This is a genomic window from Achromobacter sp. (assembly GCF_050285585.1).
In the GTDB taxonomy this organism is placed as follows: Bacteria; Pseudomonadota; Gammaproteobacteria; order Burkholderiales; family Burkholderiaceae_B; genus Achromobacter.
In genome coordinates, this window is the sequence record NZ_JBLZXF010000003.1 from 51,880 (window position 1) to 76,956 (window position 25,077).

A 25,077-nucleotide genomic window follows, 5' to 3' on the forward strand; every position below is an offset into this window, starting at 1 on the left:
GTTTTTGTTGTTGTCTGGGCAAGGCTGCCCTGGAAGACCGCGCCGCGGCCCCGCCCGCCCTATGCGGGGCAGGCAGGGCGTATCGGCGCGATCAGGTCCGGCGTGACGTCGGCAAGCGTGCTGCAACCGAGCAACGCCATGTCGGTCGAGATCTCGCTGCGGAATATCTCGGCCACTTTCCGGATGCCGGCATTGCCTGCGACCGCGGCGCCGAAAAGCTGCGGCCGGCCGGTGAAGACCATGCGCGCGCCCAGGGCGATTGCCTTGAGCACGTCGGATCCCCGGCGAAAGCCGCCGTCGACCATGACCGGAAAGCCCGAAGGCACCGCCGCCACGATGTCGGGCAGCGCCTGCAGCGGCGAAATGCAGCCATCCAGCTGGCGTCCGCCGTGGTTGGAGACGATGACGCCATCGGCGCCGGCCTCGCAGGCCTGGCGCGCATCCTCGGCGTGCATCACGCCCTTGAGCACCAGCTTGCCGGGCCAGTTCTCGCGGATCCAGCGGATGTGCTCCCACGAGAGCTTGTCGCGCTCGCCGCGAAAGCCGTTGGGTGGGTCCTGCGTGATGGGCGGCCCGATTTCCTCGTACAGGTTCGAGAACCGCGGTACGCCGCTGCCGAACAGCGTGCGCATGAAGACATTCAGTGTCCAGCGCGGATGCAGCATACCGTCCAGCACCACGCTGGGGCTCATCTTGAAAGGCACGGTGAAGGCCAGCCGCTGCAGGTTCTCGCGGTTCGCGCCGACGCAGGTGTCGATGGTGACGACCAGCACCGGAATCTCGGCCAGCCGCAGGCGGGCCATCAGCTTGGCGATGCGCTCGATGTTGCCCGGCAGGTAGGCCTGGTACCAGCAGCGCTTGCCCGTGGCCTCCTGCAAGCGCTCCAGCGGCACGCTGGAAGCGCCGCTGATGATGAACGGAATCCGCGCATCCTGCGCGGCGCGCGCCAGCGCCAGGTCGCACTCGTGCATCACGATGGCCGAAAACCCGGTAGGCGCGAAGCCCACGGGCATGGCGTAGTCCTGCCCGAACAGGCTGACCTGGCTGCTGCGCTGGTCCACCACGCGCAGGCCGCGCGGGCGAAAGCCGATGTCGCGCAGGGCGCGCATGCTCTCGTCGAGCGACGCGCCATCCTCGGTGCCGCCGCAGACGTAGCCTTCGACGCAACGCGGCATGATGCGCCGCGCCTCGCGCTCGAAGTCCCGCACCGACAGACAGCGGTCAAACCGGCTCATGCGGCCACCGGCGCGCTAAGCGCCTGCAGGCAGGCGGCCAGCGAACGGTCCTGCGTGTCCTGGTAGAGCGCCAGCTCATCCAGCACCGGCGCGCCCAGGGCTTGCTCGAAGGCGGCCTGGCTGGCGTTCTGCGCATACTCGGCCTGCGCCTTGTCGCCCAGGTTCGATTGGAAGATGCCCGCGGCGCTGACCGGCAGGAAATCCTCATACACCAGCGGTTCGAAACGGATGTACCCCTGGGCGATCAGCGATTGCGCATCGGTGTCGGCAGGCGCGCCGTCCTTGCCCGTCAGGTAGTAGCGGAAGTAGGCCAGCCCCTGGGCATGGAGTTCCGCGTAGTCGTCGGGGAAGGCGGCGAAGCATTCCTGCAGATTCTGCATGTAGGCTGCGGCGTTGCTTTCGTTGGGCGCGCCGCTGATGCGGGTGCGCGCCAGGTCCAGCAGATGGTCGTACAGCGCCCGGCCCTTGCGCGTCAAGGCGACGCCGCGCTGTTCGATCTCGCCGAAGCGGGCCGTATGGCTGCCGCCGGCGGGCTTGCCGTCGACGCCGGTGAAGCTCACGGCCTCCTCCAGCGCCTTGAAGCTGGTCTGGCGCAACAGGATGGGACACTTGCGCGGCGGCGGGCCCTCGATCACGGCCTTGGCCGACACCCCGCGGCGCGGCATCTCCGCCTGGGCCTCGTCGATGTCCAGGGTGCGCGGGGTCAGGTGGTTGATGTGCGGGCCCTTGAAAGCGACCACGTCGGCGATCAGTCGGTGCTGGCCGTGCAGTTCGCGATAGTCGTCCAGGCTGACCGTGGCCTCGCCGTGCCAGCGGAAGGTGTGCAGGGCCTCGCCCACGAACTCCCGGGCGCAGGCTTCGTCCAGGCCCCCTTCGGCCTCGAAACGGGCGGCCAGTTCCAGCGCCCGCGCGGTGAAGATCTGGCGGGCCGCGAGGATGCGGGCGGCCTTCTCGCGCAGCGCGGCGTCGTCGATCAGTTCCAGGCGCAGCAGCGAGGTGAAGACGCGGAACGGGCTGGCCTGCAACGCGGCCTCGTGCGTGGCGCGGAACGCGGTCGAATGCACGGGCACCCCGGCCGGCGACAGGTCGTAGTACCCCACGGGCTGCATGCCCATCACGGCGAACACGCGGCGCATATTGGCCAGTTCCTCGGCCGTGCCCACGCGGATGGCGCCGTGGCGCTCGATGTCCAGGCGCTCGATCTCGCCCGTGCGCGCCAGCTGCGCGGCCAGCTCGGGCTGTTCGGCCAGCGTCTTGGCGTTGACCTGGGCGACCAGGTCCAGCAGCGTGTCATACAGGGGCACTTCCGACTTGTACATGTCGGACATGGCGCGGGAGAACCAGGCGCGGATCTGGTCCGGGCTGACGAAATTCTGACTCATGGAAGGCTCGGCACATCGGTAGACAAAGGATGGCCGCATGAAATCATGACGCGCTGCCGCAATCAAATGAAAAAAATCGGCTTAATCAGTCCGTTTTTTCATGGACCGCGCGCGCCGGGCGTCCAGGGCGCGCTTCTGCGCGGCCTCTTCCTCCACCCAGGCGACGAACTGCTTGATCTTCGGGACCTCCGCCGAATGCTCCGAATAGGCGACGAAGTACGCGCCGTCGCTGGGCTGCACGTAGCCCCAGGGAATCACCAGCTTGCCGGCCTGCAGCTCCTCTTCGGCCAGCAGCCGCGGCGTCAGGGCGATGCCGCAGCCGCCTTCCGCCGCGCGCACGCACATATAGAAGGTGTCGAAACGGGCGCCGTGGTAGCTGCGGTCGGACTGGAAATGCTGGCGCGAGAAATAGTCGTGCCAGGCCTCGGGCCGCGAAGCGCACTGGATCAGCGCCTGCCCGCTCAGCGCCTCGAGGCTGTCCACCCGGTCCCCCGGCAGGAAGCCGGGCGCGCAGACCGGCACCACCTCCGCCTCGAACAGTTCGCGGCACTGGGCGCCGGGCAAGGTGCCGTGGCCGAAGAAAAAAGAAATGTCGATCTTGGCCTGCATCAGGTCGAAGGGCCGGGTTTCGCTGCGCACCTTGACCTGGATGCCGGGATGCGCGGACATGAAGCGCTGCAACCGCGGGATCAGCCAGCGCGCGCCGAACGTGGGCTGGGTGCCGATGGTAAGGACCTGTGTCTCGCTGCCGTAGGTGAGGATGTAGCGCGAGGACATATCCACCTGGTTCAGGATGGCCCGCACCTCCGATTGGTACAAGGCCCCGGCGGGCGTCAACTGCAGGCGGCGCCGCACCCGCAGAAAGAGCGGATTGCGCAGGAGCGCCTCCAGCTGCGCGATCTGCTTGCTGATCGCGCTCTGGGTCATGTGGAGTTCCTCGGCGGCGCGCGTGAAGCTCATGTGCCGCGCCACCGCCTCGAAACACTGGAGCGCCATCATCGATGGCATCAAACGCTTTTCCATGGGGCCGATCCGGGGTATGCCTGTGCTGGCGGCGGCCTGCAATCCCTCGCCGGCCGCCGCGCAAGCGGCATTATCGCAGGCCCGGCCTCACTACTGGTATCCGCCCCCCGGCCGGGCGCGCGCCCCCCGATGCGCGCCCGGCCCGCTCACGCCTGGAGGATCACAGATGAAGCGCCATGGCCGGATCGCTGACTCCCGGACGGCCGTTCTCCATGCGTCCGGCGAAACGGCGCTCGAAGCCTTCGGCGGTCACGGAGAAGTCGTACCAATTGCCGCTTTCCTTGATGGACCAATGGTGTTCCGCCACCCCGCCCGGCTCGACCGCCAGGGTCCAGGGGCCATCCGTGCGGTAGGCGTTGGACTGCAACGTGGCCAGCAGGCGGGCCGCGCCGCGGTTGAAGACCTTCACGTACAGGGCGCTGCCCGCCGGTTCGTAGCAGACCTGCACTTCGAGAGCCGCGCCACGCTGCGTGTTGCCGGCAAAGGTCCGCACGAAGCCGTTGCTGCTGTAGACCCACAGGTCGTAGTCGCCGCCGGTCCAGGTGTCCGACAGCGTCTTGCCCGCTTCAACGGTGTAGCGTCGCGGGATCAAGTCCAGATTCCGCTTGTCGTAGACATGGAACACGGCGCCGGCGTCGCCCGTGTTGCTGAACAGCAGCTCCACGGCGCCGTCCCGGCCCAGCCGGGCGCTGGTGTGCAGTTCGTAGGGCAGCGCGCGGGACAACCGCGTTCCGGTTTCCTGGTACAGCGGTTGCGGGATGGCTGGCGCCTGGGTCACCGCGGTGGTCGGCAGGAGTTTCTGGGCCGCATTGATGGCGGGATAGTTGCTCGTGTCGGGCAGCTTGGGAACGGCTGGATCGTTCGGGTTGGCGAAGTCGAAGCAGGTGGTCAGGTCGCCGCAGACCGCGCGGCTCCACGGGCTGATGGCATCGACCTGGATACCGAAGCGCTGCTCCAGGAACCGACCCAGCGAGGTGTGGTCGAACACCTGCGAATTGACCCAGCCGCCCTTGCTCCACGGCGACACCACGTACATCGGCACGCGCGAACTCAGGCCCCACGGACGGATGCTGCCGGTGATCGTGTCTTCCGCCTTCAGATAGTTGCCCACGGAGGCATCGAAATACTCGCCCTCCAGCGGCACGGTGGACTTGCCCATCAATACGCCGTTGGCGTCATAGGACGGCACGGCCGGCATCGCCACATGGTCGAAGAAACCGTCGTTCTCGTCGAAAGTCACGAACAGCGCGGTCTTGCTCCAGACGTCGGGGTTGGCGGTCAGCGCGTCCAGCACGTCGGCAATGAAGTCGGCCGCGCCGGCCACGCCTTCGCTGCTGCCCGGGTGCTCGGCCAGGGCCTGCGTGGGCAACACCCACGACACCTCCGGCAATGTGCCATTGGCTACGTCCTGCTTCAACTGGGCCAGGAAATTCACGGCGCCGTCGTTCTTTTCGGGGCCTCCCGTCAGGCCGTGTTCATAGAGGGGCGAGCCCGGCTGCGCGGTGCGGAAACTCTGGAAGGCCAGGCAGCCGTGCATGGCGCCCGTCCAATTGTTGTTCATGTTCTGGTAGATGTGCCAGCTGACGCCGGCGCGCTGCAGCAGATCCGGCAAGGTGTCCCACTTGAAGGGGCTGTTCTTGTACTTGTAGTTGTAGGCGCCGGTCACGGGGTCGATCTGGCCGGAGCCATCCGCCTCCTGCGCGCGGCCCGCCACCCAGTTGGAGGGACTGGGCCAGCAGCGCGAATTGACGGGTTCGGAATCGGTGTCCGTGCAATTGATGCCCTGCTTGCGCAGTTCGGGATTGGCGTTGGCGCCCGACCAGAACACGATGCGGTTCGGATCGGTGCCGGTCAGGATGGAACAGTGATAGCCGTCGCACACCGTGAATGCGTCGGCCAGCGCGAACTGGAACGGAATATCCTCGCGCATGAAGAAGCCCATGGTCGCCTGGTTCTTGAACCGGATCCACTGGTCCATCTTCCCCTGGTTCCAGGCCGCCTGCTGGTCGGGGAAATTGTGCGGCGTGCCCGATCCGATCAGCGCGTTGCTGGTCCGGGAATCGCGGCGGAAGGGCTGGATGTCCTGGCCGCCGTTGGGATCGGGCTGGAAGAACACCGACTTGCCGCTGGCCAGCGGAATCGGGAACCGGTCGCCGAAGCCGCGCACGCCGCGCATGGTGCCGAAGTAGTGGTCGAACGAGCGGTTCTCCTGCATCAGGATCACGATGTGCTTGATGTCCTTGATCGTGCCGCTGTCGACCGCCGCGGGAATCGCCAGCGCGCGCTGGATGGAGGCGGGCAGCAACGCCATCGCCGACAGCGCGCCGGCCGCCTGGGCCGATGCGCGGAAGAACTGGCGGCGGCCCGGCAAGGACGGGGACGCGCTGGCGGAATGGGAAATTCGGGTCTTGGTCATGGGGCGACTCATGCGTTGGGTTGGACGGAACGACGTTCAAGGCGCGCAGCGCAGTTGCGGCGCGGGCGGCTGAGGCTCGGGCTGCCCGGGCTGCCCGGTCCCGGGCGGCGAGGCCGTGTCGTCATCCGAATCGTCGTCGCCACCGCAAGCGGCAAGGGTCAGGCTCAGGGCGATGGCCGCAACAAGGGCGCGGCCCAGTGCAAAGTACGGGGTCATGAAAACTCCTGGTCAGGGAACGTTGCCGGGTCGGCCCGGCGGGAAACCTATCGGGGCGCGGCCGCCGGGCAGGCCGCCGCGCCGGCTCAGCTCAAGCGGCGCCGCAACCGCGCGGCAACCTGGTCCAGCAGGAACACGGTGATGAAGATCACGGCGAGAATGGTCCCGACGTGGGCGTACTGGTACATGTCGTAGCGGCCTTTCAGCTCCTGCCCGATGCCGCCCGCCCCCACCAGTCCCACGACCGTGGCCATGCGCACGTTGCGGTCCAGGATGTACAGCGTGTAGCCGGTGAACTTGGGCATGACCTGCGGCAGCACCGCGTAGGCCAGCACGCGCGGCTTGCTGGCGCCGATCGCGGCCAGCGCCTCTTGCGGCTTCGTGTCTGCCGTCTCGATATCCTCGGCGTAGAACTTGCCCAGGAATCCCATCGAATGAATGGCCAGCGCCAGCACCCCGGCAATCGGGCCGAAGCCGTAGGCCAGCACCAGGAACAACGCGCAGATCAGTTCCGGCATGGCGCGGAACATGCTGACCGCCGCCCGCGCCGCTACGTATAGCAGCCGGTTGGGCGCGTAGTTGCGCGCGCTGCAATAGGCCAGCGGCGCGCTGCCCAGCACGGCCAGTAGCGTCGCCCAGATCGCGATCTCGAAGGTCTCGACCATCTTGATCGCCACCCGCCACAGATAGCCCAGCGGTTCCACCAGGTAGGTCTGCGTGGATGCCTCGTCTTCCATTTTCAGCGTGTGCGGATTCAGCCGGCTTTCGGTCACCTGCGCGGTTTCCACGCGCGACAGCCAGGGCAGCCTTTCAGGATCGAAGCCTTCGATGCGCGAGGTCTCCGTGCGATACGAAATCTGCAACGGGAACAAGTTGCCGGCCAAGGAGCGCAGGCCCGACGTGACCTGGGAACGCTCCTTCAATCCGACCGCGGCCAGCGCGCCATCCAGGGTCAGCGCCGCCATGCGGCCCATTTCCACCCGCTGGCCGGTGTAGAGGAACAGCATCAGCGCCGCGCATGCGATCAGCAGCGCCCGGGCGCCATAGGGCGGCGCCAGGCGCCATGCGGCGTTTTCCGCGTGGGCGTTCATTGCGCGCCTCCCGCGGACAGCGCCACCGGCCGTATCGATGGAGCGGCGCGCGGGCTCGCCGGCCCGGGAGACATGGCGGCGCCCGTCGGCCGCGCGGCCTGATACAGCGCGCGGGCAGTCGCTTCATCGAACTGGCCGGCCGGCCCGTCGAACACGATGAGGCCGTGGCGCAAGGCAACGATGCGGTCCGCGAATTCCCGCGCCAGATCGACCTGGTGCAGGCTGCAAAGCACGGTCGCGCCGCGTTCCCGCGCCTGATTGCGCAACAGTTCCAGAATATCGCGGCTGATGCGCGGGTCCAGGCTGGCCACGGGTTCGTCGGCCAGGAGCACGGCGGGCGCCAGCATGAAGGCGCGGGCGATGCCCACGCGCTGTTGCTGGCCGCCGGACAATTCGCTCACCCGGCGCCGCAGGTGCTCGGGTTGCAGGCCGACCTCGCGCACCAGCCGGCAGGCGCGCTCGCGCAGCTCCGCCGGAAAGCGCATCAGATAGGCGCGCCATGCCGGCAGGCCGGGCAGCGCGCCGGACAGCACGTTGGTCGCCACGGTGGCGCGCGGCACCAGGTTGAAGTGCTGATGCACCATGCCGATCCGGGGCCGAACGGCCGCCAGCGACGATGCCTGCACCTGCGTGCCATCGACCCACACCTCGCCCCGTGTCGGCGCGGTCAGCCCGTTGGCCATGCGCAGCAAGGTCGATTTTCCGGCGCCCGACGCGCCCAGGACCACGCAGAACTGGCCGCGCGGCACCCGCAGCGAAACCGATTCCAGGGCGGTGGTCCCGTCGGCGTAGCGCATGCCCACGGATTCGTAGCGCAGCATGTCCATTTCCGTTGCGCCGGCGATCACCGCTGTGCCGCCTTCTGCAGGATTTCGCTCTTGATCGCGTCCGTCAGCAGGGCCATCTTCGACGCGGGGCCGGCGAACTGCGCCTCGGAAAACTCGGTATCGAAGCGGTCGAGCTTGGCGCCGCCATAGCCGCGCACCATGTCAGGGGTCACGCCGGGCGCCTGGTGCACCGTCGAAAATGCCTGCTTGAGCGTGGCCTTGAGCGGCTCCGGCAGCTTGGTGTTCATCGCCAGCGGCGGGTACGGAATGGGCTCGCTTTTGAAAATCACCTTGACGGACTTCGGATCCACCGCGCCCTGGCGCACGGCCTTGTCGAAGGAATCGAACGACAGCGCGGCCGCGTCGACCTGGCCCTGCACCAGCGCGGCCAGAGTGCTGGCATGGCTGCCGGTCAGCTGCAGCGCCGCCAGGTCCTTGGCCGGGTCCATGCCGTCCTTGATCATGGACGCCACCTGGAAGGTGAAGCTGGAGGCCGAATTCACGTCGCCGAACGCGGCGCGCCTGCCCTTCAGGTCGGCAAGCGTATCGATCGGCGAATCCGCCTTGGCGAACATCGCGGCGTAGTAGGCGGATTCGCCCTTCTGCACGCCCACGGCCAGCAATTGCGCGCATTGGCGCTCGTGCGCCTGCACGTAGGAAACCGGGCCGAGGAATGCGACCTCCGCCAACTGGTTGCACATGCCTTCCACCACGGCGCCGTAGGACTGGCCCACCGTCAGTTGGAAATGCAGGCCCGTGCTGCGCGTGATGGCGTTGAAGATCGGGGCGTAGTCAGCCTTGGTGCCCGACTCGGTGCCGCCATCGGCGGGAATGAGCAGCACGCGCAGCGGACGCTGTTGCGAGCCGTCGGCCAGGGATTGGGCTTGCGCGGAAGGCGCGGCGGCCAGCAGGGAAAGCAGCGCCAGGGCGGGCGCGCAGGTGCGGATTTTCATTGGGTCGTTCCTGGTCTTGGAGAAATTGCGATCGGGGCGCAAGAAGCGCTGCCCCCGATTCCGGAACGCAGATTAGTCACCGCACATGACAGGCAAATGAAAATTTCTCAAATCAAAAAAATGAATTTTTGAATTTTATTCAGATAGAATCACAGCCGCCGGGTGTGCCCGAATCGTCGCGGGCGCCCGCTCCCTCAACCCGCACGCGCTTCGACGCCTCCTCGCCGATCCATGACCCGCATTGCCTGCACTCCCCGCCCGTCCTCCCCGCAAGCCCCTGCCGCCGAACCGCCCTGGACCGCGCGCTCGCGCGGCCTGATCCTCGATCTGGACGGGACCCTGGTACGCGGACATGAAGTGATACCCGGCGCCAGCGAATTGCTGACTCGCTGGGCGCAGCGCTATGTCATCGTGTCCAACAACTCCACCGATACGGCGGCGGGCCTGGCGCCGCGCTTACGGGCGATGGGTCTGCCGGTGCCGCCCGAAGCGCTGGTCCTGGCGGGAGAACAGGCCTTGCGCCATATCGCCCGCCAGCATCCAGGCGCCCGGCTGATGCTCTGCGCCTCGGAGGCGCTGCGCGCCTGCGCCGCCGGCCTGGGCTTGGCGCTGGTGTCCCGCGACGCGGACATCGTGCTGCTGGCGCGCGATCTGGCCTTTGGCTATGGCACGCTGCAGACCCTGGCGCGAGAGCTTGCGCGAGGGGCGGCGTTGATGGTCAGCAATGGCGACCTCACCCACCCCGGTCCGGAAGGGGCCGTCGTTCCCGAGACGGGCGCGCTGCTGCAGTCGGTGCTGGCCTGCGCTCCCGGCGCGCGGCCGCAGGTGCTCGGCAAGCCTGGCGCCCTGCTGCTGGAGGAAGGCTTGCGCCGGCTGGGCCTGACGCCGGCCGACACCACGGTCATCGGCGACAACGTGCGCACCGATGCGCTGGGCGCGGTGCGTCTGGGCATCGGGTATCTGCTGGTCGGCAATGCGCCCCACGCGGATGCCCCGGACGTGGCCGGCCTGCTCGATAGTGCATGCGCGCGCCGGCATGAACTGCCGGCGGGCATCGAGGGCGATCGGTGATCAGTAGCGCTTGTTCGACAGCACGTCGAAGGTGCTGCGCAGCGTGGAGACGGCCTTGTCGTAATCGGACAGGGCCAGGCAGGCGATCAGGGTGTCGATGATGGCCAGCTGGGCAAGCCGGCTGGTCATCGCCTCGGTGCGGAAGCGGGTCTCGCGCGACATGGTGTGCAGCACCACGTCGGCGTATTCCTGGATCGGCGATTTGCCGAAATTGGTGATGCAAACCGTGCGCGCGCCGGCTTCCTTGGCCAGCCGTGTCGCCAGCACGGTTTCATGCGTGCTGCCCGAGTGGGAAATGGTCAGCACCGCGACGTCGGGCCCGGTCAGCGACGCGCTGATGGCCTGCACGTGGGAGTCGGTGACGGCCGTGGCATGCAGCCCGATGCGCAACATGCGGTAGTGCGCGTCGTGGGCGATGACCGCCGAACTGCCGATCCCGTAGATCTCCACGCGGCGAGCGCCGCGGATCAGCTCCACCGCCGCCGACAGCGCCGCCACGTCCAGCACCGATTCGGTTTCCTGCAAGGTCTGGATATTGCTGTGGAAAATCTTGCTGATGACCTGCCCCGGCGTATCCTGGGCGGCCAGGTCTTCATGGATGTACTGCACCGGCTGCACGATCTGCTGCGCCAGCGCGATCTTCAATTGCTGGAAGCCCGTGGCGCCCAACAGCTTGCAAAAGCCCACCACGCTGCCTTCGCTGCACTGGGTGCGTTCCGCGACTTCGCTCACCGACATGTGGACCACTTCGGCGGGATGGCGGATGACGAATTCGCCGATGCGCTGCGAAGCCGCCCCCATCGACGGCAGCAGGCTCTGGATGCGCGACAGCATGGCCTGCGGCGAGCCTCGTTGCGCATCGGCGGCGGCGGACGAGGTTCGGGATGAGCGTTTGGATGTAGCCATGGCGGGTCGATGATCGGGGAAGCGGAGGCGAACGCAACGATACCTTACCCGCCCGCCCGGCGAAGGGTTTCTTCCCGGGAGATCCGACGATGAAAAAAGGCCGGCATGCGCCGGCCTTTTCGTTTGCTGGGGATTACTTCGCGGGCGTTTCCGTCGGCTTGTCGCCCGCGGCCGGAGCCGGAGCGGCGGGCGCCGCCGGGGCCGAGGGCACCGACGCGTCGGGCTTGGCCGGCGCCGCGGGAACCGAAGCGGCGCCCGGCACGGACGAGGCGCCCGACGGCGTCGCGGGCGCCGAACCCGGCACCTGGGGAACCGAACGGTCGGCCGGGTAGCTCTGCATCACGCCGGAATCGACGGCGGAACTGGTCGACCCCTTGTGGCTGACATAGGCCAGGCCGGCGGTGGACGCGAAGAAGACGACGGCCGCCCACTTGGTTGCGCGCGACAGGAAGTTCGCCGCGCCGGTAGCGCCGAACAGGCTGCCGGCCGAGCCGCTGCCGAAAGCGGACCCCATGTCGGCGCCTTTGCCCTGCTGCAGCAGGACCAGGACGATGATAGCCAGCGCCGATATCACTTGGACGGCCAGCAGAAGTTTGAGCATCAAGGGCATTGCAGACTCCGGAACGGAAACTTAGATGGCGGCGATTCGCAGAAATTCTTCGGCCACAAGCGACGCGCCGCCGACCAGGGCGCCGTCGATATCAGTCATGGCGAACAAACTGGCGGCGTTGGCAGCTTTGACGCTGCCGCCGTACAACACTTGCACCTGCCCGGCGCCCAGGGCGCGCAAGGCGGCGCGGATGGCGCCGTGGACTTCCTGCGCCTGCTCGGGGCTGGCGCTGCGGCCCGTGCCGATGGCCCAGACCGGCTCGTAGGCCAGGACCATGCGCGACACGGCTTCGGCCCCAAGCGCCAGCACGGGCTTGAGCTGACGCTCGATCACGGCCAGGGTGTTGCCGGCGTCACGGTCGGCCAGGGATTCTCCGACGCAGACCACGGGCGTCAGGCCGGCGGCCAGGGCGGCCTGGGCCTTAGCGGCGACGGCTTCGTCAGTTTCGCCATGCAGCACGCGCCGCTCGGAGTGGCCGGCCAGGGCCCAACGGCAGCCGAACTCCTTCAGCATGGAGCCGGAGACTTCCCCGGTGTAGGCGCCCTTGTCGTGCGCGCTGACGTCCTGCGCGCCCCAGGACACGCTGCTTCCGGTCAGGGCCGAAGCGGCTTGCGCCAGGTACGGGAACGGAACGCAGACGCCGATTTCGCAGTGGCTCGCAGCATCCGCGGCACGCAGCTCGGTCAGCAACGCGGCGTTCTCGGCCAGGTTACCGTGCATCTTCCAGTTGCCCAGCACGAGGCGGGCGCGGTTTTCGACTGAAGTCATGGCGAATTGTCTAGAGAGGGGCCTAGAGGAATTGCGGACGGCAAGCGCCCACGGGCCTGCCTGGAAAAAATTCCAGGCGAAACCCGTGATTGTATCCTGTTGCGCGGCGCTACGCCGAGCGCCGCGCGATTCTTACATTGTCAGGATGATTTTGCCGATGTTTTCACCGCTTTCCATCATGGCGTGGGCGCGGGAGGCTTCCGCCAGCGGGAACGTGGCGTGCACGATGGGCTTGATGGCCCCTTTTTCCAGCAGCGGCCAGGCCTGCTCGCGCAGGGCGCGAGCGATGGCGCCCTTGAAGGCGACCGGGCGGGGACGCAAGGTTGAGCCGGTGATGGTCAGGCGGCGGCGCATGACCTGGGCCGTGTCCACGTTGGCGTGGGATCCGCCCAGCTGGGCAATGATGACGATGCGGCCGTCGTCGGCCAGGCACTGCATGTCGCGGGCGATGTAGTCGCCGGCCACCATGTCCAGGATCACGTCCACGCCGCGTCCGCCGGTGGCGTCCAGCACTTCCTTCACGAAGTCCTGGGTCTTGTAGTTGATGCCGCGCTCGGCGCCCAGGGCCTCCACCGCGCGGGCCCGGTCGTCGCTGCCCACCGTGGCGTAGACCTTGTGGCCCATGGCGCGGGCCAGCTGGATCGCCGTGGTGCCGATGCCGCTGGCGCCGCCGTGCACCAGCAGGGCCTCGCCCTCGGACAGGCGGCCGCGGTCGAACACGTTGCTCCAGACGGTGAAATAGGTTTCCGGCAGGCCGGCGGCCTCGATGTCGGACAGGCCCTTGGGGATGGGCAGGCATTGCTCCACCGGCGCCACGCAGTACTCCGCGTAGCCGCCGCCCGCCACCAGGGCGCAGACCTTGTCGCCCACGGCGAAACCGCTGCCGGCGACGTCGCCGCCGACAATCTCGCCGGCCACTTCCAGCCCCGGCAGGTCCGAGGCGCCGCGCGGCGGGGCGTAGTTGCCCTTGCGCTGGAAGACGTCCGGGCGGTTGACGCCCGCGGCGCTCACTTTGATCAGGACTTCACCCGCGCCGGTTTCCGGCGTGGGCCGCTCCACGGGGACCAGGACCTCGGGGCCACCGGGGCGAGAGATTTCTACGGCGTGCATCGCGTGCCTCCTTTGCAGCAAATGGATTATTATTGCGCCCTTTACTGCGGATCGCGTCCGCGTCGGGCGGATTGTTTGCCAGATGGCCGGATTGCCGGAGGATACGCGGTCCATGCACGACCCGGAAGCGTGGCAGAGTGGTCGATTGCACCGGTCTTGAAAACCGGCAACGGGCAACCGTTCGTGAGTTCGAATCTCACCGCTTCCGCCAAGATATGGAATCAAGCCCTTGCGCCGCAAGGGCTTTTTCATTTGGCCTTCCGCCATGCCCCGGAATGTCCCCGCAAGGGGTAGTATTGATTGTGCTGCTGCTGTTCACGCTCCTCGGAGGGCGCCCGGACTCGCGCGCCCTCCTCACCCTCAGGAGGTTGTCATGTACAAGCACATACTCATCCCCATCGATGGATCCGCCCTGGCCTATTCCGGCCTGGACCAAGGCCTGGGCCTGGCCCGCGCGCTGGGCGCCAGCGTCACGGTGCTGACGGTCTACAGCCCCTTCCAGACGATTTCCATGGAAACCGTGCAATTGGAAGGCGTGCGCACGGAATACGAACGCCACGCCCGCGACCTGGCCCAATCCTACCTGGCGGATGCCGCGGCCCGGGCAAAAGCCGCCGGCGTGGCCTGCACGACGGAAATGCGCGAGAGCAACAACCCCTACCAGGCGATCATCGACCTGGCGATGACCCAGGGCTGCGACCTGATCGCCATGTCGTCGCGGGGCCATGGCGCCATGGCGGCCATGCTGCTGGGCAGCCAGACGCAGAAAGTGCTGGCGCACTCCACGCTGCCGGTGATGGTGTACCGCTGAAACCGGCGCTAATCCGCCCAATCGTAGCCTTCCAGCACGCCCAGCACGCTGCGCCTGACCGCCGCCACCGCCTCGTCGCGCAGCGCGTCCCCCCGCCATCCCATTTCGATGGCATAGCCCGGCATGGCTATCGGGCAGGGGAGCATGCGCAGGCCGGTGGCCGCGGCCAGGCCGCGCGCCGCGTGCGTGGGCAGCGTCGAAACGGAATCGCCTCCGCGCAGCAGGAAGGCCAGCGCCGAGAAATGCGTGGTGGCGGCCAGCACGCGGCGCGTCAGCCCCAGGCCGTGCAGCACTTCGTCCACCACGCCGATGAAACCGCCCGAGGACACGAGGACATGCTGGCGGCGGACGAATTCGGCCACGGACAGGGTTTGCTGGCCCGGCGCCAGGCTCGCGGGATCCAACAGACAGGCATAGCCGCCCTGCCCGACCGTTACGCGTTGCAAGGCCTGCGAGGCCAGGCCGCCCGATGCGATCACCAGATCAGCCTCCCGCGCCATGAGCATGTCCGCCGCCAGCCGGCTGTGGGTCTGCCGGAAGATGAGGCGCAGGCCCGGCGCGCTTTCCGCGAGGGCGCCGATCGCCTCGCGCCCCAGCGCGATCTCGAAATCGTCCGACAGGCCCAGCGTCACGGAGCGGCCGGCGAAGTCCGCCGCGCCCGGCCGCGCCAGCGCCAGGCTTTGACGGCATTTGTCGAGCGCCTCGCCGATGACGGGCCGCAACTCGCGCGCGCGCAGGCTCGGCGCCAGCCCCCGGCCCGTCCGGGTGAACAGGGCGTCCCCATACAGGGCCCTCAGGCGGCCCAGCGCCGCGCTGACGGCCGACTGCGTCACGCCCAGACGCAAGGCGGCGCGGCCCGCGCCGCCTTCGTCATAGATCGCCTCGAAGACCTTCAGCAGGTTCAGATCCGTCGATTCGATATCAATTCTATTCATATCATTTATCTCTGGGCGGGATTGATTGATTTTAGAGGGAGCCGGACACTAGTTGCCCCCCCACGCACCGAGATACCGCCATGACCCCCAAAACCGTTGCCGCGCTGCAGATCGGCTCATCCCCGGAAGGCAAGGCCCAGACCCTGGAGAACATCCTGGCCTATGAAAACGAGATCGCGGCCTCCGGCGCGTCCCTCGTCGTCATGCCCGAAGCGCTCCTGGGCGGCTACCCCAAGGGCGAAATGTTCGGCACGCGCCTGGGCTACCGCCTGCCCGAGGGCCGCGAGGCCTACGCCCGCTACTACGAAAACGCGATCGACGTGCCCGGACCGGAAACGGAAGCGCTGGCCGGCCTGTCGCAGCGGACCGGGGCCAGTCTCGTCGTCGGCGTGATCGAACGCGGCGGCAGCACGCTGTATTGCACCGCCCTCTTCTTCGAACCGGGCACCGGCCTGGCCGCCAAGCACCGCAAGCTCATGCCGACCGGCACGGAACGTCTGATCTGGGGCCAGGGCGACGGCTCGACCCTGCCCGTCATCGACGCGGCCGCCGGCCGCATCGGCGGCGCCATCTGCTGGGAAAACCACATGCCGCTGCTGCGCACCGCCATGTACGCCAAGGGCGTCGAAATCTGGTGCGCGCCCACGGTGGACGAACGCGACATCTGGCAATGCTCCATGCGCCACATCGCCCACGAGGGCCGCTGCTTCGTCATCAGCGCCTGCCAGGTGCAGCCCTCGCCCGCCGAACAGGGCCAGGACGTGCCGGGCTGGGACGCGGCCCGGCCGCTGATCAATGGCGGATCGGTCATCGTCGGCCCGCTGGGCGACGTCCTGGCCGGCCCCTTGCGCGGCAAGCCCGGGCTGCTGACCGCCCGGGTGGACATCGGTGAGCTGGTGCGCGCCCGCTATGATTTCGACGTGGTGGGGCACTATTCGCGTCCGGACGTGTTCTCGCTGACCGTCGACGAGCGGCCCCGCCCGCCGGTGCAATTCATCTCCTGAGCGCAAGGCCGGCCGGGCGCCGCCTCCGGCCCCGGGATGGTATAGTCTCGCCCGCTGCCGGCCCTTCGCGGGCCGCGCAATGCCCGAGTGGTGAAATTGGTAGACACAAGGGACTTGAACTAATTTGAGCCCTTTGGAGGAAACTCCAAAGGTGTAGCCCGTCAAACTCGGCGAATGCCCTGGACACGTTCCGAGCCAACGCCGAGCCAAGCCCCGCCAGCAAGACCGGGGAAGGTGTAGAGAGCAGACGGCGGGCACCTAAGGCCGCAAGGCTATGGTGAAGGCGTGCTCCAGACCACGAACAGCGCCCCCTGCGCTGGCGGCGAAAGCCGAAGTGGTAAGAAAATCCCTCGACCTCGCGGTCGTACCGGTTCGATTCCGGTCTCGGGCACCACCAGCCTGCATCGGCCCGCGCCGCGGGCCGGTTCGCCGCCTCGCCTTTTCCCCTTTTCCTTCACCGACCGGGCCGGCCCCGACCGTATCTTGACCGCCACGTCCTCCTCACCGCCCTTCATCGTTCTCGACGCCTGCGTCCTCATGTCGGGCATCCTGCGCCGGCTGCTGCTGCGGCTGGCCGAGGCGGGCGTGTTCGTGCCGGTCTGGACCGACCGCATCGGAGAGGAATGGCGGCGCAACGCCTCGCGCATCTGGGCGATACCGCCCGAGGTCATGACCGAGTTGTGGGACGACATGAATGCGCGCTTTCCCGGCGCCCGGGAAGTGGACACCCAGGTCTACGAGGCGTCCTTGCGCTACAGCGACCCCAAGGATTTCCACGTGATCGCGGCCGGCCTGGCGCGGCGCGCCCGCTGCGGCCTGCAGCAGCCGCCCGTGGTGCAGGTACTGACCTGGAATCTGAAGGACTTCAACCGTTCGGAACTGCGGCGCCAGGGGCTGGACGTCTACAACCCCGACCGCATGCTGGTGCAATGGTGGCAGGCCGGCGCGGACCGCATCCGCGAGGCGGCGGCCCAGGTGCCCGCCGACTACGTCGCGCTGGGGCGCGAGCCCGAACCGCTGTCGGCGACGCTGCACCGGGAGCGGCTGTACGGCCTGAAGAATCTGCTGGCGCGCGACGCCGCCTCCGCCGGCTCGGCCTGACTCCTTCAGTGGTCGTGGTTGCTGGCGGCGAAGCCCGCCGCGTTCAGGAGTTCGATCACTTCCTGGATATGCTCAGGGCCGCGCGTCTGCAGCACGAAATCCACTTCGACATTGCGCACCGGCAATGAGGTGAACGCCCGCTGGTGGTGCACCTCGGTGATGTTGGCCTGCGCGTCGGCGATGAGCTTGGTGGCATGGGCCAGCGCGCCCGGCAGGTCGCGCAGGTCCACGCGGATGCGGGCCAGGCGGCCAGCGCGCACCATGCCGCGCTCGATCAGTTCTCCCAGCATCAAGGGATCGATGTTGCCACCCGTCAGGACCAGGCCGATGCGCTTGCCCTTGTAGCGGTCGCTGCCTTCTTCCTGCGCGCGCAGCAGCGCGGCCAACCCCGCGGCCCCCGCCCCTTCGACCACCGATTTCTCGATTTCCAGCAACACCACGATGGCGTGCTCGATATCGCTTTCGCTGACCAGTTCGATGCGGTCGACCAACTGGCTGACGATGGGCCGGGTCAGCTCGCCCGGCGATTTGACGGCGATGCCTTCCGCGATGGTGTACGCCCCCTGTGGCATGGACACGCCCTTGACGGCCGCGTACATGGAAGGAAAGCGTTCGGTCTGCACGCCAACGATCTCGATGCCGGGCTTGAGCGCCTTGGCCGCGGTGGCGATGCCCGAAATCAGGCCGCCCCCGCCGATGGCGATGACCAGCGTGTCCAGCTGCGGCTGGTCCTCCAGCATCTCCAGGGCCACCGTGCCCTGCCCCGAAATGACGGCCTCGTCGTCATACGGGTGGATCATGGTCAGCCCGCGCTCCTGCGCCAGTTCGTAGCCGCGCGCCTTGGCATCGTCGAAGGTGTCGCCCGCCAGCACGACCTCGGCGCCGAAACGGCGGGTATTGGCGACCTTCACGGTAGGCGTGAAGCGCGGCATCACGATTACCGCCGGCACGCCCATGCGCTGCGCGTGGTAGGCCACGCCCTGGGCGTGATTGCCGGCCGACACCGCGATCACGCCCGCCGCGCGCTCGGCGTCCGACAGCGTCAGCATGCGGTTCAGCGCGCCCCGTTCCTTGAACGACGCGGTGAACTGCAGGTTCTCGAACTTCAGCCAGATTTCGGCGCCGAAGATATCGGACAGCGTGCGGGAAAGGGTAAACGGCGTCTTCAGCACCTGGCCGCGCAGGTTTTCGCGGGCGGTCTGAATGGAAGCGATATCGATCACGATGGAGAATCCTGTTAGCGCACCGGCAGGAAATTGAATAGCAGCAGGCCCTGCGCGTAGTTGATCCCGATGCGCCGCGTGTTCTCGCCGAGCAGGTTGGCGATCAGGTCCAACCGGCCGATGATGGCGCCGAATTCGCGCTCAAAGCTGAGGTTCGTGGCGTTCAAGGACATTTCATTGGCCAGCAGCAGGGGTTCGCCCTGGCTGTTGCGGCGCGACGCCAGCAGCCAGGCGGCCGCCTCGACGTTCCGTGCGGCATTGTAAATCCGCTGCCCGTCCAATGCGTCCGTGGCGTACAGGCGGGTTTTCCCGTTGTGCGCGGCAATGATGGTGTCGGCCAGGCCATAGATGAACGCGGCCACGCGGTCGCCCGAGTAATTGGGATCCAGCGACACCGCCAGGATCTGGACGTCGCGCAGGCCCGCGAGATCGCCGGGGGGGATCCGGACTTCGATGGAATGCTTCACGAGCGCAATGGCCTTCGCCTGGTCCGCCACGCCGGTCTTGCGCCATTCCCTGGGGTTGCGGCGGTAGAGCTTGTCGAGGAGGACATACAGGCTGGCCAGATTGTCCCGCACCTCCAGCGTAACGGTGCGGTTGAAATCGGTCTGGCCGAACTGGTCGGCGGACATGCCTTCGCTGTTGGGCCCGCGCTGGCCCGGTCCCGGGCTGCTCGTGCAGCCGGCCAGCAACGTTGCAAGCAGCGCCGCAGCGCCAGCGGATCTCAGCCATCCGGTCATGCCTTGCTCATCCATTTCCCCCCGCGAGAACGCTCGAAGGCCGCGCTCTGGACTGGCGGGCCTTACTCTCCGCGCAAGACTTTACAGGAAGTGGGGGAATTTGGGAGGCGCGATTGCCGGCCCCGGCCTGCCCAAAAAAAAAACGGCGCCCGAAGGCGCCGTCCCGTGCTACCGGTTACGCGGGCTTATTCGGCCTGCGGTTCCGATTGCGGCGCGGCTTCGGGCGCGGCAGCGGCTTGCTGCTGCTCGATGCCGCCGATGGCCTTGATGGACAGGCGCAGGCGGCCCTTGTCGTCGGCCTCGATGACCTTGACGCGGACTTGCTGGCCGACCTTCAGCACATCGTTGATGTTCGCGATGCGGTAGTTGGCGATTTCCGAGATGTGCAGCAGGCCGTCGCGGCCCGGCAGCACTTGCACGATGGCGCCGAAGTCCAGCAGGCGCAGCACCGAGCCTTCGTAGATCTGGCCCACTTCGACGTCGGCGGTCAGCTCGACGATGCGGCGCTGGGCTTCCTTGGCCTGCGCTTCGTCGACGCTGGCGATCACGATCGTGCCGTCGTCGGAGATGTCGATCTGCGTGCCGGTTTCTTCGGTCAGCGCGCGGATGGTGGCGCCGCCCTTGCCGATCACGTCGCGGATCTTCTCGGGGTTGATCTTGATGGTCAGCATGCGCGGAGCGAAAGCCGACAGCTCGCCGCGCGAACCGTCCAGCGCTTCCTTCATCTTGCCCAGGATGTGCAGGCGGCCTTCGCGGGCCTGGGCCAGCGCCACCTGCATGATTTCCTTGGTGATGCCCTGGATCTTGATGTCCATCTGCAGTGCGGTGACGCCGTTTTCGGTGCCCGCAACCTTGAAGTCCATGTCGCCCAGGTGATCTTCGTCGCCCAGGATGTCCGTCAGCACGGCGAACTTGCCGCCGTCCAGGATCAGGCCCATGGCCACGCCGGCCACGTGATCCTTGACCGGCACGCCGGCGTCCATCATGGCCAGCGAGCCGCCGCAGACCGAAGCCATCGACGACGAGCCGTTGGACTCGGTGATTTCCGACACGATGCGGATCGTGTACTGGAAGTCTTCAGGGGCCGGCAGCAGCGGGATCAGCGCGCGCTTGGCCAGGCGGCCGTGGCCGATTTCGCGGCGCTTGGGCACGCCGATGCGGCCCGTTTCGCCGGTGGCGAACGGAGGCATGTTGTAGTGCAGCATGAAGCGGTCGCGGTACTCGCCCATGAGCGCGTCGATGATCTGTTCGTCCTGCTTGGTGCCCAGCGTGGCAACGACCAGCGCCTGGGTTTCGCCGCGGGTGAACAGGGCGCTGCCGTGAGCACGCGGGAGCACGCCCAGGCGCACGCTGATCGGACGCACGGTGCGGGTATCGCGGCCGTCGATGCGCGGCTCGCCGTTCAGGATCTGGCCGCGGACGATGGCCGATTCCAGCGAGAACAGGATGTTGTCGACGGTCACGGCGTCGGGGGCCGGCTCGCCCTTCTCGGCGGCGGCGGCGTTCAGCTTGGCCGACACGTCGGCGTAGACTTCGCGCAGCTGGGTGGTGCGGGCCTGCTTTTCGCGGACCTGGTAGGCGGCGTTCAGGCCTTCCTGCGCGGCCGCGGTGACGGCGGCGATCAGGGCCTCGTCCTTGGCGGGAGGCTGCCAGTCCCAATCGGGCTTGCCGGCTTCCTTCACGAGTTCGTGAATAGCGTTGATGACGGCCTGCATTTGCTCGTGGCCGTAGACCACGCCGCCCAGCATGATTTCTTCCGACAGCTGGTCGGCTTCCGATTCCACCATCAGCACGGCGTTTTCGGTGCCGGCGACAACCAGGTCCAGCTTCGAGGACTTGAGTTGCGAGGCAGTGGGGTTGATGGCGTACTGGCCATCGATGTAGCCCACGCGCGCGGCGCCGATCGGGCCGTTGAACGGGATGCCCGAAATGGCCAGCGCGGCCGAGGCGCCGATCATGGCGGCGATGTCGGGATCGATCTCGGGATTGACCGACAGCGTGTGGATGACCACCTGGACTTCGTTGTAGAAGTCTTCGGGGAACAGCGGACGCAGGGGACGGTCGATCAGGCGCGAGGTCAGCGTTTCCTTTTCGGACGGCTTGCCTTCGCGCTTGAAGAACCCACCCGGAATACGGCCGGCGGCGTAGGTCTTTTCGATGTAGTCGACGGTCAGCGGGAAGAACGTCTGACCCGGCTTGGCCTTCTTGGAAGCCACGACGGTGGCCAGGACGACGGTGTCCTCGATCGACACCACCACGGCGCCGGAGGCCTGGCGAGCGATTTCGCCGGTTTCCAGGACGACCGTGTGCTGGCCGTACTGGAACGATTTTGTCACTTTATTGAACATGACGATTATTCCTTACAAATGAAAAACCGTGGCCGTCGCGACATGCGTCGCACCGACCACGGTTGCGTCATGGGGAGCCAGCCCCGTCGATCACTTGCGCAGACCGAGTTTTTCGATCAGTGCGCGGTACGAATCGGGATTGCGGCCCTTGAGATAGTCGAGCAGCTTGCGGCGACGGCTGACCATACGCAGCAGACCGCGGCGCGAGTGATGGTCCTTCATGTGTTCTTTGAAGTGACCGGTCAGTTCGTTGATACGGGCGGTGAGCAGAGCCACCTGAACTTCGGGGGAGCCGGTATCGCCTTGAGCGCGTTGGAATTGCGCAACGATATCGGATTTCTTGATGTCAGCTACAGACATTGATGACCTCTTCGGACATGCGACAGGGCCGAGGCGCCCTGACGTGGTTTGTAAAAAATTTGCGCGAACCTGGCTGAATTCGCTTTCTCACTGCTGCCAATGATGACTCAAACGGCACCTGGACAATAGACGCGAAGCGCGGTGCTCGGCACCGGGCGCGCGCTTGGGTTTCCAGGCCTCCGTGGCCAGCGCAAAATATCTTGCAGAATCAATACACTTGATAAAGCTCGATGATTATAGCCGATTCGCTAGAATTACCCCAATACGCCCGTCCGTCCCCTTTCCAGGATCGGGCCGCCGCGCCCCGACCTCCCCAGGAGAACGATATGTCCAAATATTACAGAATCGCCCGTACCGCGTTCGCCGCGGCGGCGCTGGCCGGCCTGGCGGCGTGCGCGAACATGGCCGAGGTGCCGCCGGGCACGCCCTACGCCGAGGTCATGACCAAGTTCGGCCGCCCCAATTTCGAATGCCCGCAGGCCAACGGCGGACGCCGCGTGATCTGGACCCAGCAGCCCATGGGCCAGTACGCCTGGGGCGCCAACGTCGGCGCCGACGGACGCGTGGACCGCGTGGTGCCCCTGCTGACGGACGCGCACTTCAAGGTGCTGGAAGTCGGCGATTGGGGCCCCGACCGCGTGCGCTGCGAATTCGGCCCGCCCGCCCGCATCGACGAAGCCGGCCTGGGCGAAAAGCGCGAAGTGATCTGGTCGTACCGCTACAAGGAAAACAGCGTCTGGAATTCGCTGATGTACGTGTACATGGGCCGCGACGGCAACAAGGTCACGCATTTCCACCCCGGCCCGGACCCGATGTACGACGACGACCGGTTCATGCGGTGGTGAGCCCCAGGCATCGCTGGCAAAGCAAAACCCGCCTTGCGGCGGGTTTTTTTGTGCCTGTTGGGACCCGGTCAGGACGTGTGCCCCCGGCGCTCCTGCGTCAGGCGGCGAGCCCGGTTCCAGCGCCAGGCCCAGGTAACCCAGCCCGACAGGCCGTACAGCACGAACAGGCCGAAAAGCACGACCGGGGGATCGCTGGAGACGAAGACGAACACGGCCACCACCAGCAGGATGCCCCAGAAAGGCACGCTGCGGCCAAGCGCGAAGCTCTTGCCGCTGAAGAACGGCGCATTCGACACCATGGTGATGCCGGCGTACATGGTGAGCGTGAACGCCACCCAGGCCATCAGGCTGTCGTGGATGGGCAGCTTGTTGTCCACGGCCAGCCAGACGAAGCCGGCCACCAGGGCGGCAGCCGCCGGGCTGGGCAATCCCTGGAAGTAGCGCTTGTCCACCACGGCGATATTGGTGTTGAAGCGCGCCAGGCGCAGCGCGGCGCCCGCCACGTAGACGAACGCGGCCAGCCAGCCCCAGCGGCCAAGGTCGTTCAGGATCCATTCGTACATGACCAGCGCGGGCGCCACGCCGAAGGAGGTCATGTCGGACAGCGAATCGTATTGCTCGCCGAAGGCGGACTGCGTGTTGGTCAAGCGCGCCACGCGGCCGTCCATGCCGTCCAGCACCATGGCGACGAAAATGGCGATGGCGGCGACTTCGAAACGATCGTTCATGGCCTGGACGACGGCATAGAACCCCGCGAACAACGCCGCTGTCGTGAAGGCGTTGGGCAGCAGGTAGATGCTTCGGTGGCGGTTCTCGGAATCGCGCATGGAAAAATTGGGCATGGTCTCAATAACTTACAACGGACATTGAAAGGTTAACCCATCTGGCCCCGCTTGCGGGCCGCAGCCAGGGCCGTGCAGTTCCCCAAAAGGCTTCGCGGCAAAAAAAACGGCATGCCTTCGCAGGCATGCCGCTCTGACCCTGATTGCGCGGGGACGGCCCCCGCGCGGTGCGGGGATTAGTTCTTGGACTTGTCCACCAGCTTGTTGGCGGCGATCCAGGGCATCATGGCGCGCAGCTTGCCACCCACCACTTCGATCTGCGATTCCGCGTTGATGCGGCGGCGCGAGGTCAGCGTCGGGGCGCCGGCGGCGTTTTCCAGGATGAACTTCTTGGCGTATTCGCCGGTCTGGATGTCCGTCAGGCACTGGCGCATGGCCTTGCGGGTTTCGTCCGTGACGATCTTCGGACCCGTTTCGTACTCGCCGAATTCGGCGTTGTTCGAAATCGAGTAGTTCATGTTGGCGATGCCGCCTTCGTAGATCAGGTCGACGATCAGCTTCAGTTCGTGCAGGCACTCGAAGTACGCCATTTCGGGCGCGTAGCCGGCTTCCACCAGCGTGTCGAAACCGGCCTTGATCAGTTCGACGGTACCGCCGCACAGCACGGCCTGTTCGCCGAACAGGTCGGTTTCGGTTTCTTCGCGGAAGTTGGTTTCGATGATGCCGGCACGGCCGCCGCCGTTGGCGCTGGCGTACGACAGGGCCACGTCACGCGCGGCGCCCGACTTGTCCTGGTACACGGCCACCAGGTGGGGCACGCCGCCGCCTTGCTTGTACGTGTTGCGCACGGTGTGGCCCGGAGCCTTCGGCGCGATCATGATGACGTCGATGTCTTCGCGCGGCACGACCTGGCCGTAGTGCACGTTGAAGCCGTGGGCGAACGCCAGGGCGGCGCCGGCCTTGATGTTGGCGTGGACTTCCTTGTTGTAGACCGAAGCGATGTTCTCGTCGGGCAGCAGCATCATGACGATGTCGGCCGACTTGACGGCGTCCGCGACTTCCTTGACTTCCAGGCCGGCGTTGGCGGCCTTGTTCCACGAGGCGCCGCCCTTGCGCAGGCCGACGATGACCTTCACGCCCGACTCATGCAGGTTCAGCGCGTGCGCGTGACCTTGCGAACCGTAGCCGATGATGGCAACGGTCTTGCCTTTGATGAGGGACAGATCGCAGTCTTTGTCGTAGAAAACTTTCATGTTGTGCTCCAGATTCCAGTATTTGGATATTCGTTTGATTCAGATGTAGGGTGAGGCAGGCCTGGAA

Annotated in this window: 24 protein-coding genes and 1 tRNA gene; 6 read left to right on the forward strand and 19 right to left on the reverse strand. The window is 66.9% G+C overall.

The genetic code is table 11. The features are described from left to right. Positions 1-59: 59 nt before the first annotated feature. The 8 genes from ACN6PJ_RS05780 to ACN6PJ_RS05815 form a co-directional block, all read right to left on the reverse strand. The gene (locus tag ACN6PJ_RS05780) at positions 60-1,235 is read right to left on the reverse strand and encodes an alpha-hydroxy acid oxidase (protein ID WP_427994941.1); all 1,176 of its coding nucleotides are present in this window, start codon (positions 1,233-1,235) and stop codon (positions 60-62) included. Continuing rightward, complete coding sequence (hglS, locus tag ACN6PJ_RS05785; RefSeq protein ID WP_427994942.1) at positions 1,232-2,617, reverse strand: 2-oxoadipate dioxygenase/decarboxylase HglS; 1,386 nt, start codon at positions 2,615-2,617, stop codon at positions 1,232-1,234. Before hglS ends, ACN6PJ_RS05780 begins: the two co-directional genes overlap by 4 nt. Positions 2,618-2,698: 81 nt before the next feature. Continuing rightward, positions 2,699-3,640: a LysR substrate-binding domain-containing protein gene (locus ACN6PJ_RS05790; RefSeq protein WP_427994943.1), complete on the reverse strand. Its 942-nt coding sequence runs from the start codon at positions 3,638-3,640 to the stop codon at positions 2,699-2,701. 160 nt (positions 3,641-3,800) lie between these two features. Further along, a complete protein-coding gene (locus ACN6PJ_RS05795; RefSeq protein ID WP_427994944.1) occupies positions 3,801-6,056 on the reverse strand; it encodes a phosphocholine-specific phospholipase C in 2,256 nt (751 codons plus the stop codon). Positions 6,057-6,092: 36 nt separating this feature from the next. After that, positions 6,093-6,272 carry a hypothetical protein gene (locus ACN6PJ_RS05800; RefSeq protein ID WP_427994945.1) on the reverse strand — a complete coding sequence of 60 codons (180 nt, stop codon included), beginning with the start codon at positions 6,270-6,272 and terminating at the stop codon, positions 6,093-6,095. A gap of 86 nt (positions 6,273-6,358) precedes the next feature. Beyond that, a complete protein-coding gene (gene phnE / locus ACN6PJ_RS05805; protein WP_427994946.1) occupies positions 6,359-7,363 on the reverse strand; it encodes a phosphonate ABC transporter, permease protein PhnE in 1,005 nt (334 codons plus the stop codon). Then, positions 7,360-8,184: a phosphonate ABC transporter ATP-binding protein gene (locus ACN6PJ_RS05810; RefSeq protein ID WP_427994947.1), complete on the reverse strand. Its 825-nt coding sequence runs from the start codon at positions 8,182-8,184 to the stop codon at positions 7,360-7,362. Before ACN6PJ_RS05810 ends, phnE begins: the two co-directional genes overlap by 4 nt. 23 nt (positions 8,185-8,207) lie before the next feature. Next, on the reverse strand, positions 8,208-9,143 hold the full coding sequence (locus ACN6PJ_RS05815) for a phosphate/phosphite/phosphonate ABC transporter substrate-binding protein (protein ID WP_427994948.1): 936 nt from the start codon (positions 9,141-9,143) through the stop codon (positions 8,208-8,210). Between the two features lie 231 nt (positions 9,144-9,374). Here ACN6PJ_RS05815 and ACN6PJ_RS05820 point away from each other — a divergent pair, with 231 nt between their 5' ends. Then, positions 9,375-10,214, forward strand: a complete 840-nt coding sequence (locus ACN6PJ_RS05820) for an HAD-IIA family hydrolase (RefSeq protein WP_427994949.1) — start codon at positions 9,375-9,377, stop codon at positions 10,212-10,214. Here the strand turns inward: ACN6PJ_RS05820 and ACN6PJ_RS05825 are convergent, their stop codons facing one another. The 4 genes from ACN6PJ_RS05825 to ACN6PJ_RS05840 form a co-directional block, all read right to left on the reverse strand. Next, a complete protein-coding gene (locus ACN6PJ_RS05825) occupies positions 10,215-11,120 on the reverse strand; it encodes a MurR/RpiR family transcriptional regulator (RefSeq protein ID WP_427994950.1) in 906 nt (301 codons plus the stop codon). It abuts the gene before it with no gap. Between the two features lie 133 nt (positions 11,121-11,253). Next, entirely contained in the window at positions 11,254-11,730 is a 477-nt protein-coding gene (gene secG / locus ACN6PJ_RS05830; RefSeq protein WP_427994951.1) for a preprotein translocase subunit SecG, read from the reverse strand. Between the two features lie 21 nt (positions 11,731-11,751). Continuing rightward, positions 11,752-12,498 (reverse strand): triose-phosphate isomerase, encoded by a 747-nt coding sequence (gene tpiA / locus ACN6PJ_RS05835; RefSeq protein WP_043543637.1) that lies wholly within the window; start codon positions 12,496-12,498, stop codon positions 11,752-11,754. A 132-nt stretch (positions 12,499-12,630) separates the two neighbouring features. Next, positions 12,631-13,608 carry an NAD(P)H-quinone oxidoreductase gene (locus ACN6PJ_RS05840; protein ID WP_427994952.1) on the reverse strand — a complete coding sequence of 326 codons (978 nt, stop codon included), beginning with the start codon at positions 13,606-13,608 and terminating at the stop codon, positions 12,631-12,633. 123 nt (positions 13,609-13,731) lie between these two features. Between ACN6PJ_RS05840 and ACN6PJ_RS05845 the strand changes: the two genes are divergently transcribed. Further along, positions 13,732-13,819 (forward strand) — tRNA-Ser (locus ACN6PJ_RS05845). Between the two features lie 162 nt (positions 13,820-13,981). Continuing rightward, on the forward strand, positions 13,982-14,419 hold the full coding sequence (locus ACN6PJ_RS05850) for a universal stress protein (RefSeq protein WP_427994953.1): 438 nt from the start codon (positions 13,982-13,984) through the stop codon (positions 14,417-14,419). 8 nt (positions 14,420-14,427) lie between these two features. Here ACN6PJ_RS05850 and ACN6PJ_RS05855 read toward each other — a convergent pair whose 3' ends face one another. Next, positions 14,428-15,354 (reverse strand): LysR substrate-binding domain-containing protein, encoded by a 927-nt coding sequence (locus tag ACN6PJ_RS05855; protein WP_427994954.1) that lies wholly within the window; start codon positions 15,352-15,354, stop codon positions 14,428-14,430. Positions 15,355-15,434: 80 nt separating this feature from the next. On the opposite strand from ACN6PJ_RS05855, the gene ACN6PJ_RS05860 reads away from it, so the two are divergent. Then, entirely contained in the window at positions 15,435-16,358 is a 924-nt protein-coding gene (locus ACN6PJ_RS05860) for a carbon-nitrogen hydrolase family protein (protein WP_427994955.1), read from the forward strand. Positions 16,359-16,895: 537 nt separating this feature from the next. Continuing rightward, positions 16,896-17,459, forward strand: coding sequence for a PIN domain-containing protein (locus tag ACN6PJ_RS05865; protein WP_427995248.1), 564 nt, complete (start codon positions 16,896-16,898; stop codon positions 17,457-17,459). Positions 17,460-17,464: 5 nt separating this feature from the next. Here ACN6PJ_RS05865 and ACN6PJ_RS05870 read toward each other — a convergent pair whose 3' ends face one another. From ACN6PJ_RS05870 to rpsO, 4 genes are all read right to left on the reverse strand, one after another. Next, a complete protein-coding gene (locus ACN6PJ_RS05870; RefSeq protein ID WP_427994956.1) occupies positions 17,465-18,682 on the reverse strand; it encodes a threonine ammonia-lyase in 1,218 nt (405 codons plus the stop codon). A gap of 14 nt (positions 18,683-18,696) precedes the next feature. Continuing rightward, a complete protein-coding gene (locus ACN6PJ_RS05875; RefSeq protein WP_427994957.1) occupies positions 18,697-19,422 on the reverse strand; it encodes a hypothetical protein in 726 nt (241 codons plus the stop codon). Positions 19,423-19,607: 185 nt separating this feature from the next. Further along, positions 19,608-21,770, reverse strand: a complete 2,163-nt coding sequence (gene pnp, locus ACN6PJ_RS05880; RefSeq protein WP_427994958.1) for a polyribonucleotide nucleotidyltransferase — start codon at positions 21,768-21,770, stop codon at positions 19,608-19,610. 90 nt (positions 21,771-21,860) lie between these two features. Continuing rightward, complete coding sequence (gene rpsO, locus ACN6PJ_RS05885; RefSeq protein WP_006223612.1) at positions 21,861-22,130, reverse strand: 30S ribosomal protein S15; 270 nt, start codon at positions 22,128-22,130, stop codon at positions 21,861-21,863. Positions 22,131-22,456: 326 nt separating this feature from the next. On the opposite strand from rpsO, the gene ACN6PJ_RS05890 reads away from it, so the two are divergent. Further along, positions 22,457-22,975, forward strand: a complete 519-nt coding sequence (locus ACN6PJ_RS05890; RefSeq protein ID WP_427994959.1) for a hypothetical protein — start codon at positions 22,457-22,459, stop codon at positions 22,973-22,975. A gap of 68 nt (positions 22,976-23,043) precedes the next feature. Here the strand turns inward: ACN6PJ_RS05890 and pssA are convergent, their stop codons facing one another. Beyond that, entirely contained in the window at positions 23,044-23,817 is a 774-nt protein-coding gene (gene pssA, locus ACN6PJ_RS05895) for a CDP-diacylglycerol--serine O-phosphatidyltransferase (protein ID WP_427994960.1), read from the reverse strand. Positions 23,818-23,993: 176 nt separating this feature from the next. After that, positions 23,994-25,010 carry a ketol-acid reductoisomerase gene (gene ilvC / locus ACN6PJ_RS05900; protein WP_427994961.1) on the reverse strand — a complete coding sequence of 339 codons (1,017 nt, stop codon included), beginning with the start codon at positions 25,008-25,010 and terminating at the stop codon, positions 23,994-23,996. Positions 25,011-25,077 lie beyond the last annotated feature (67 nt).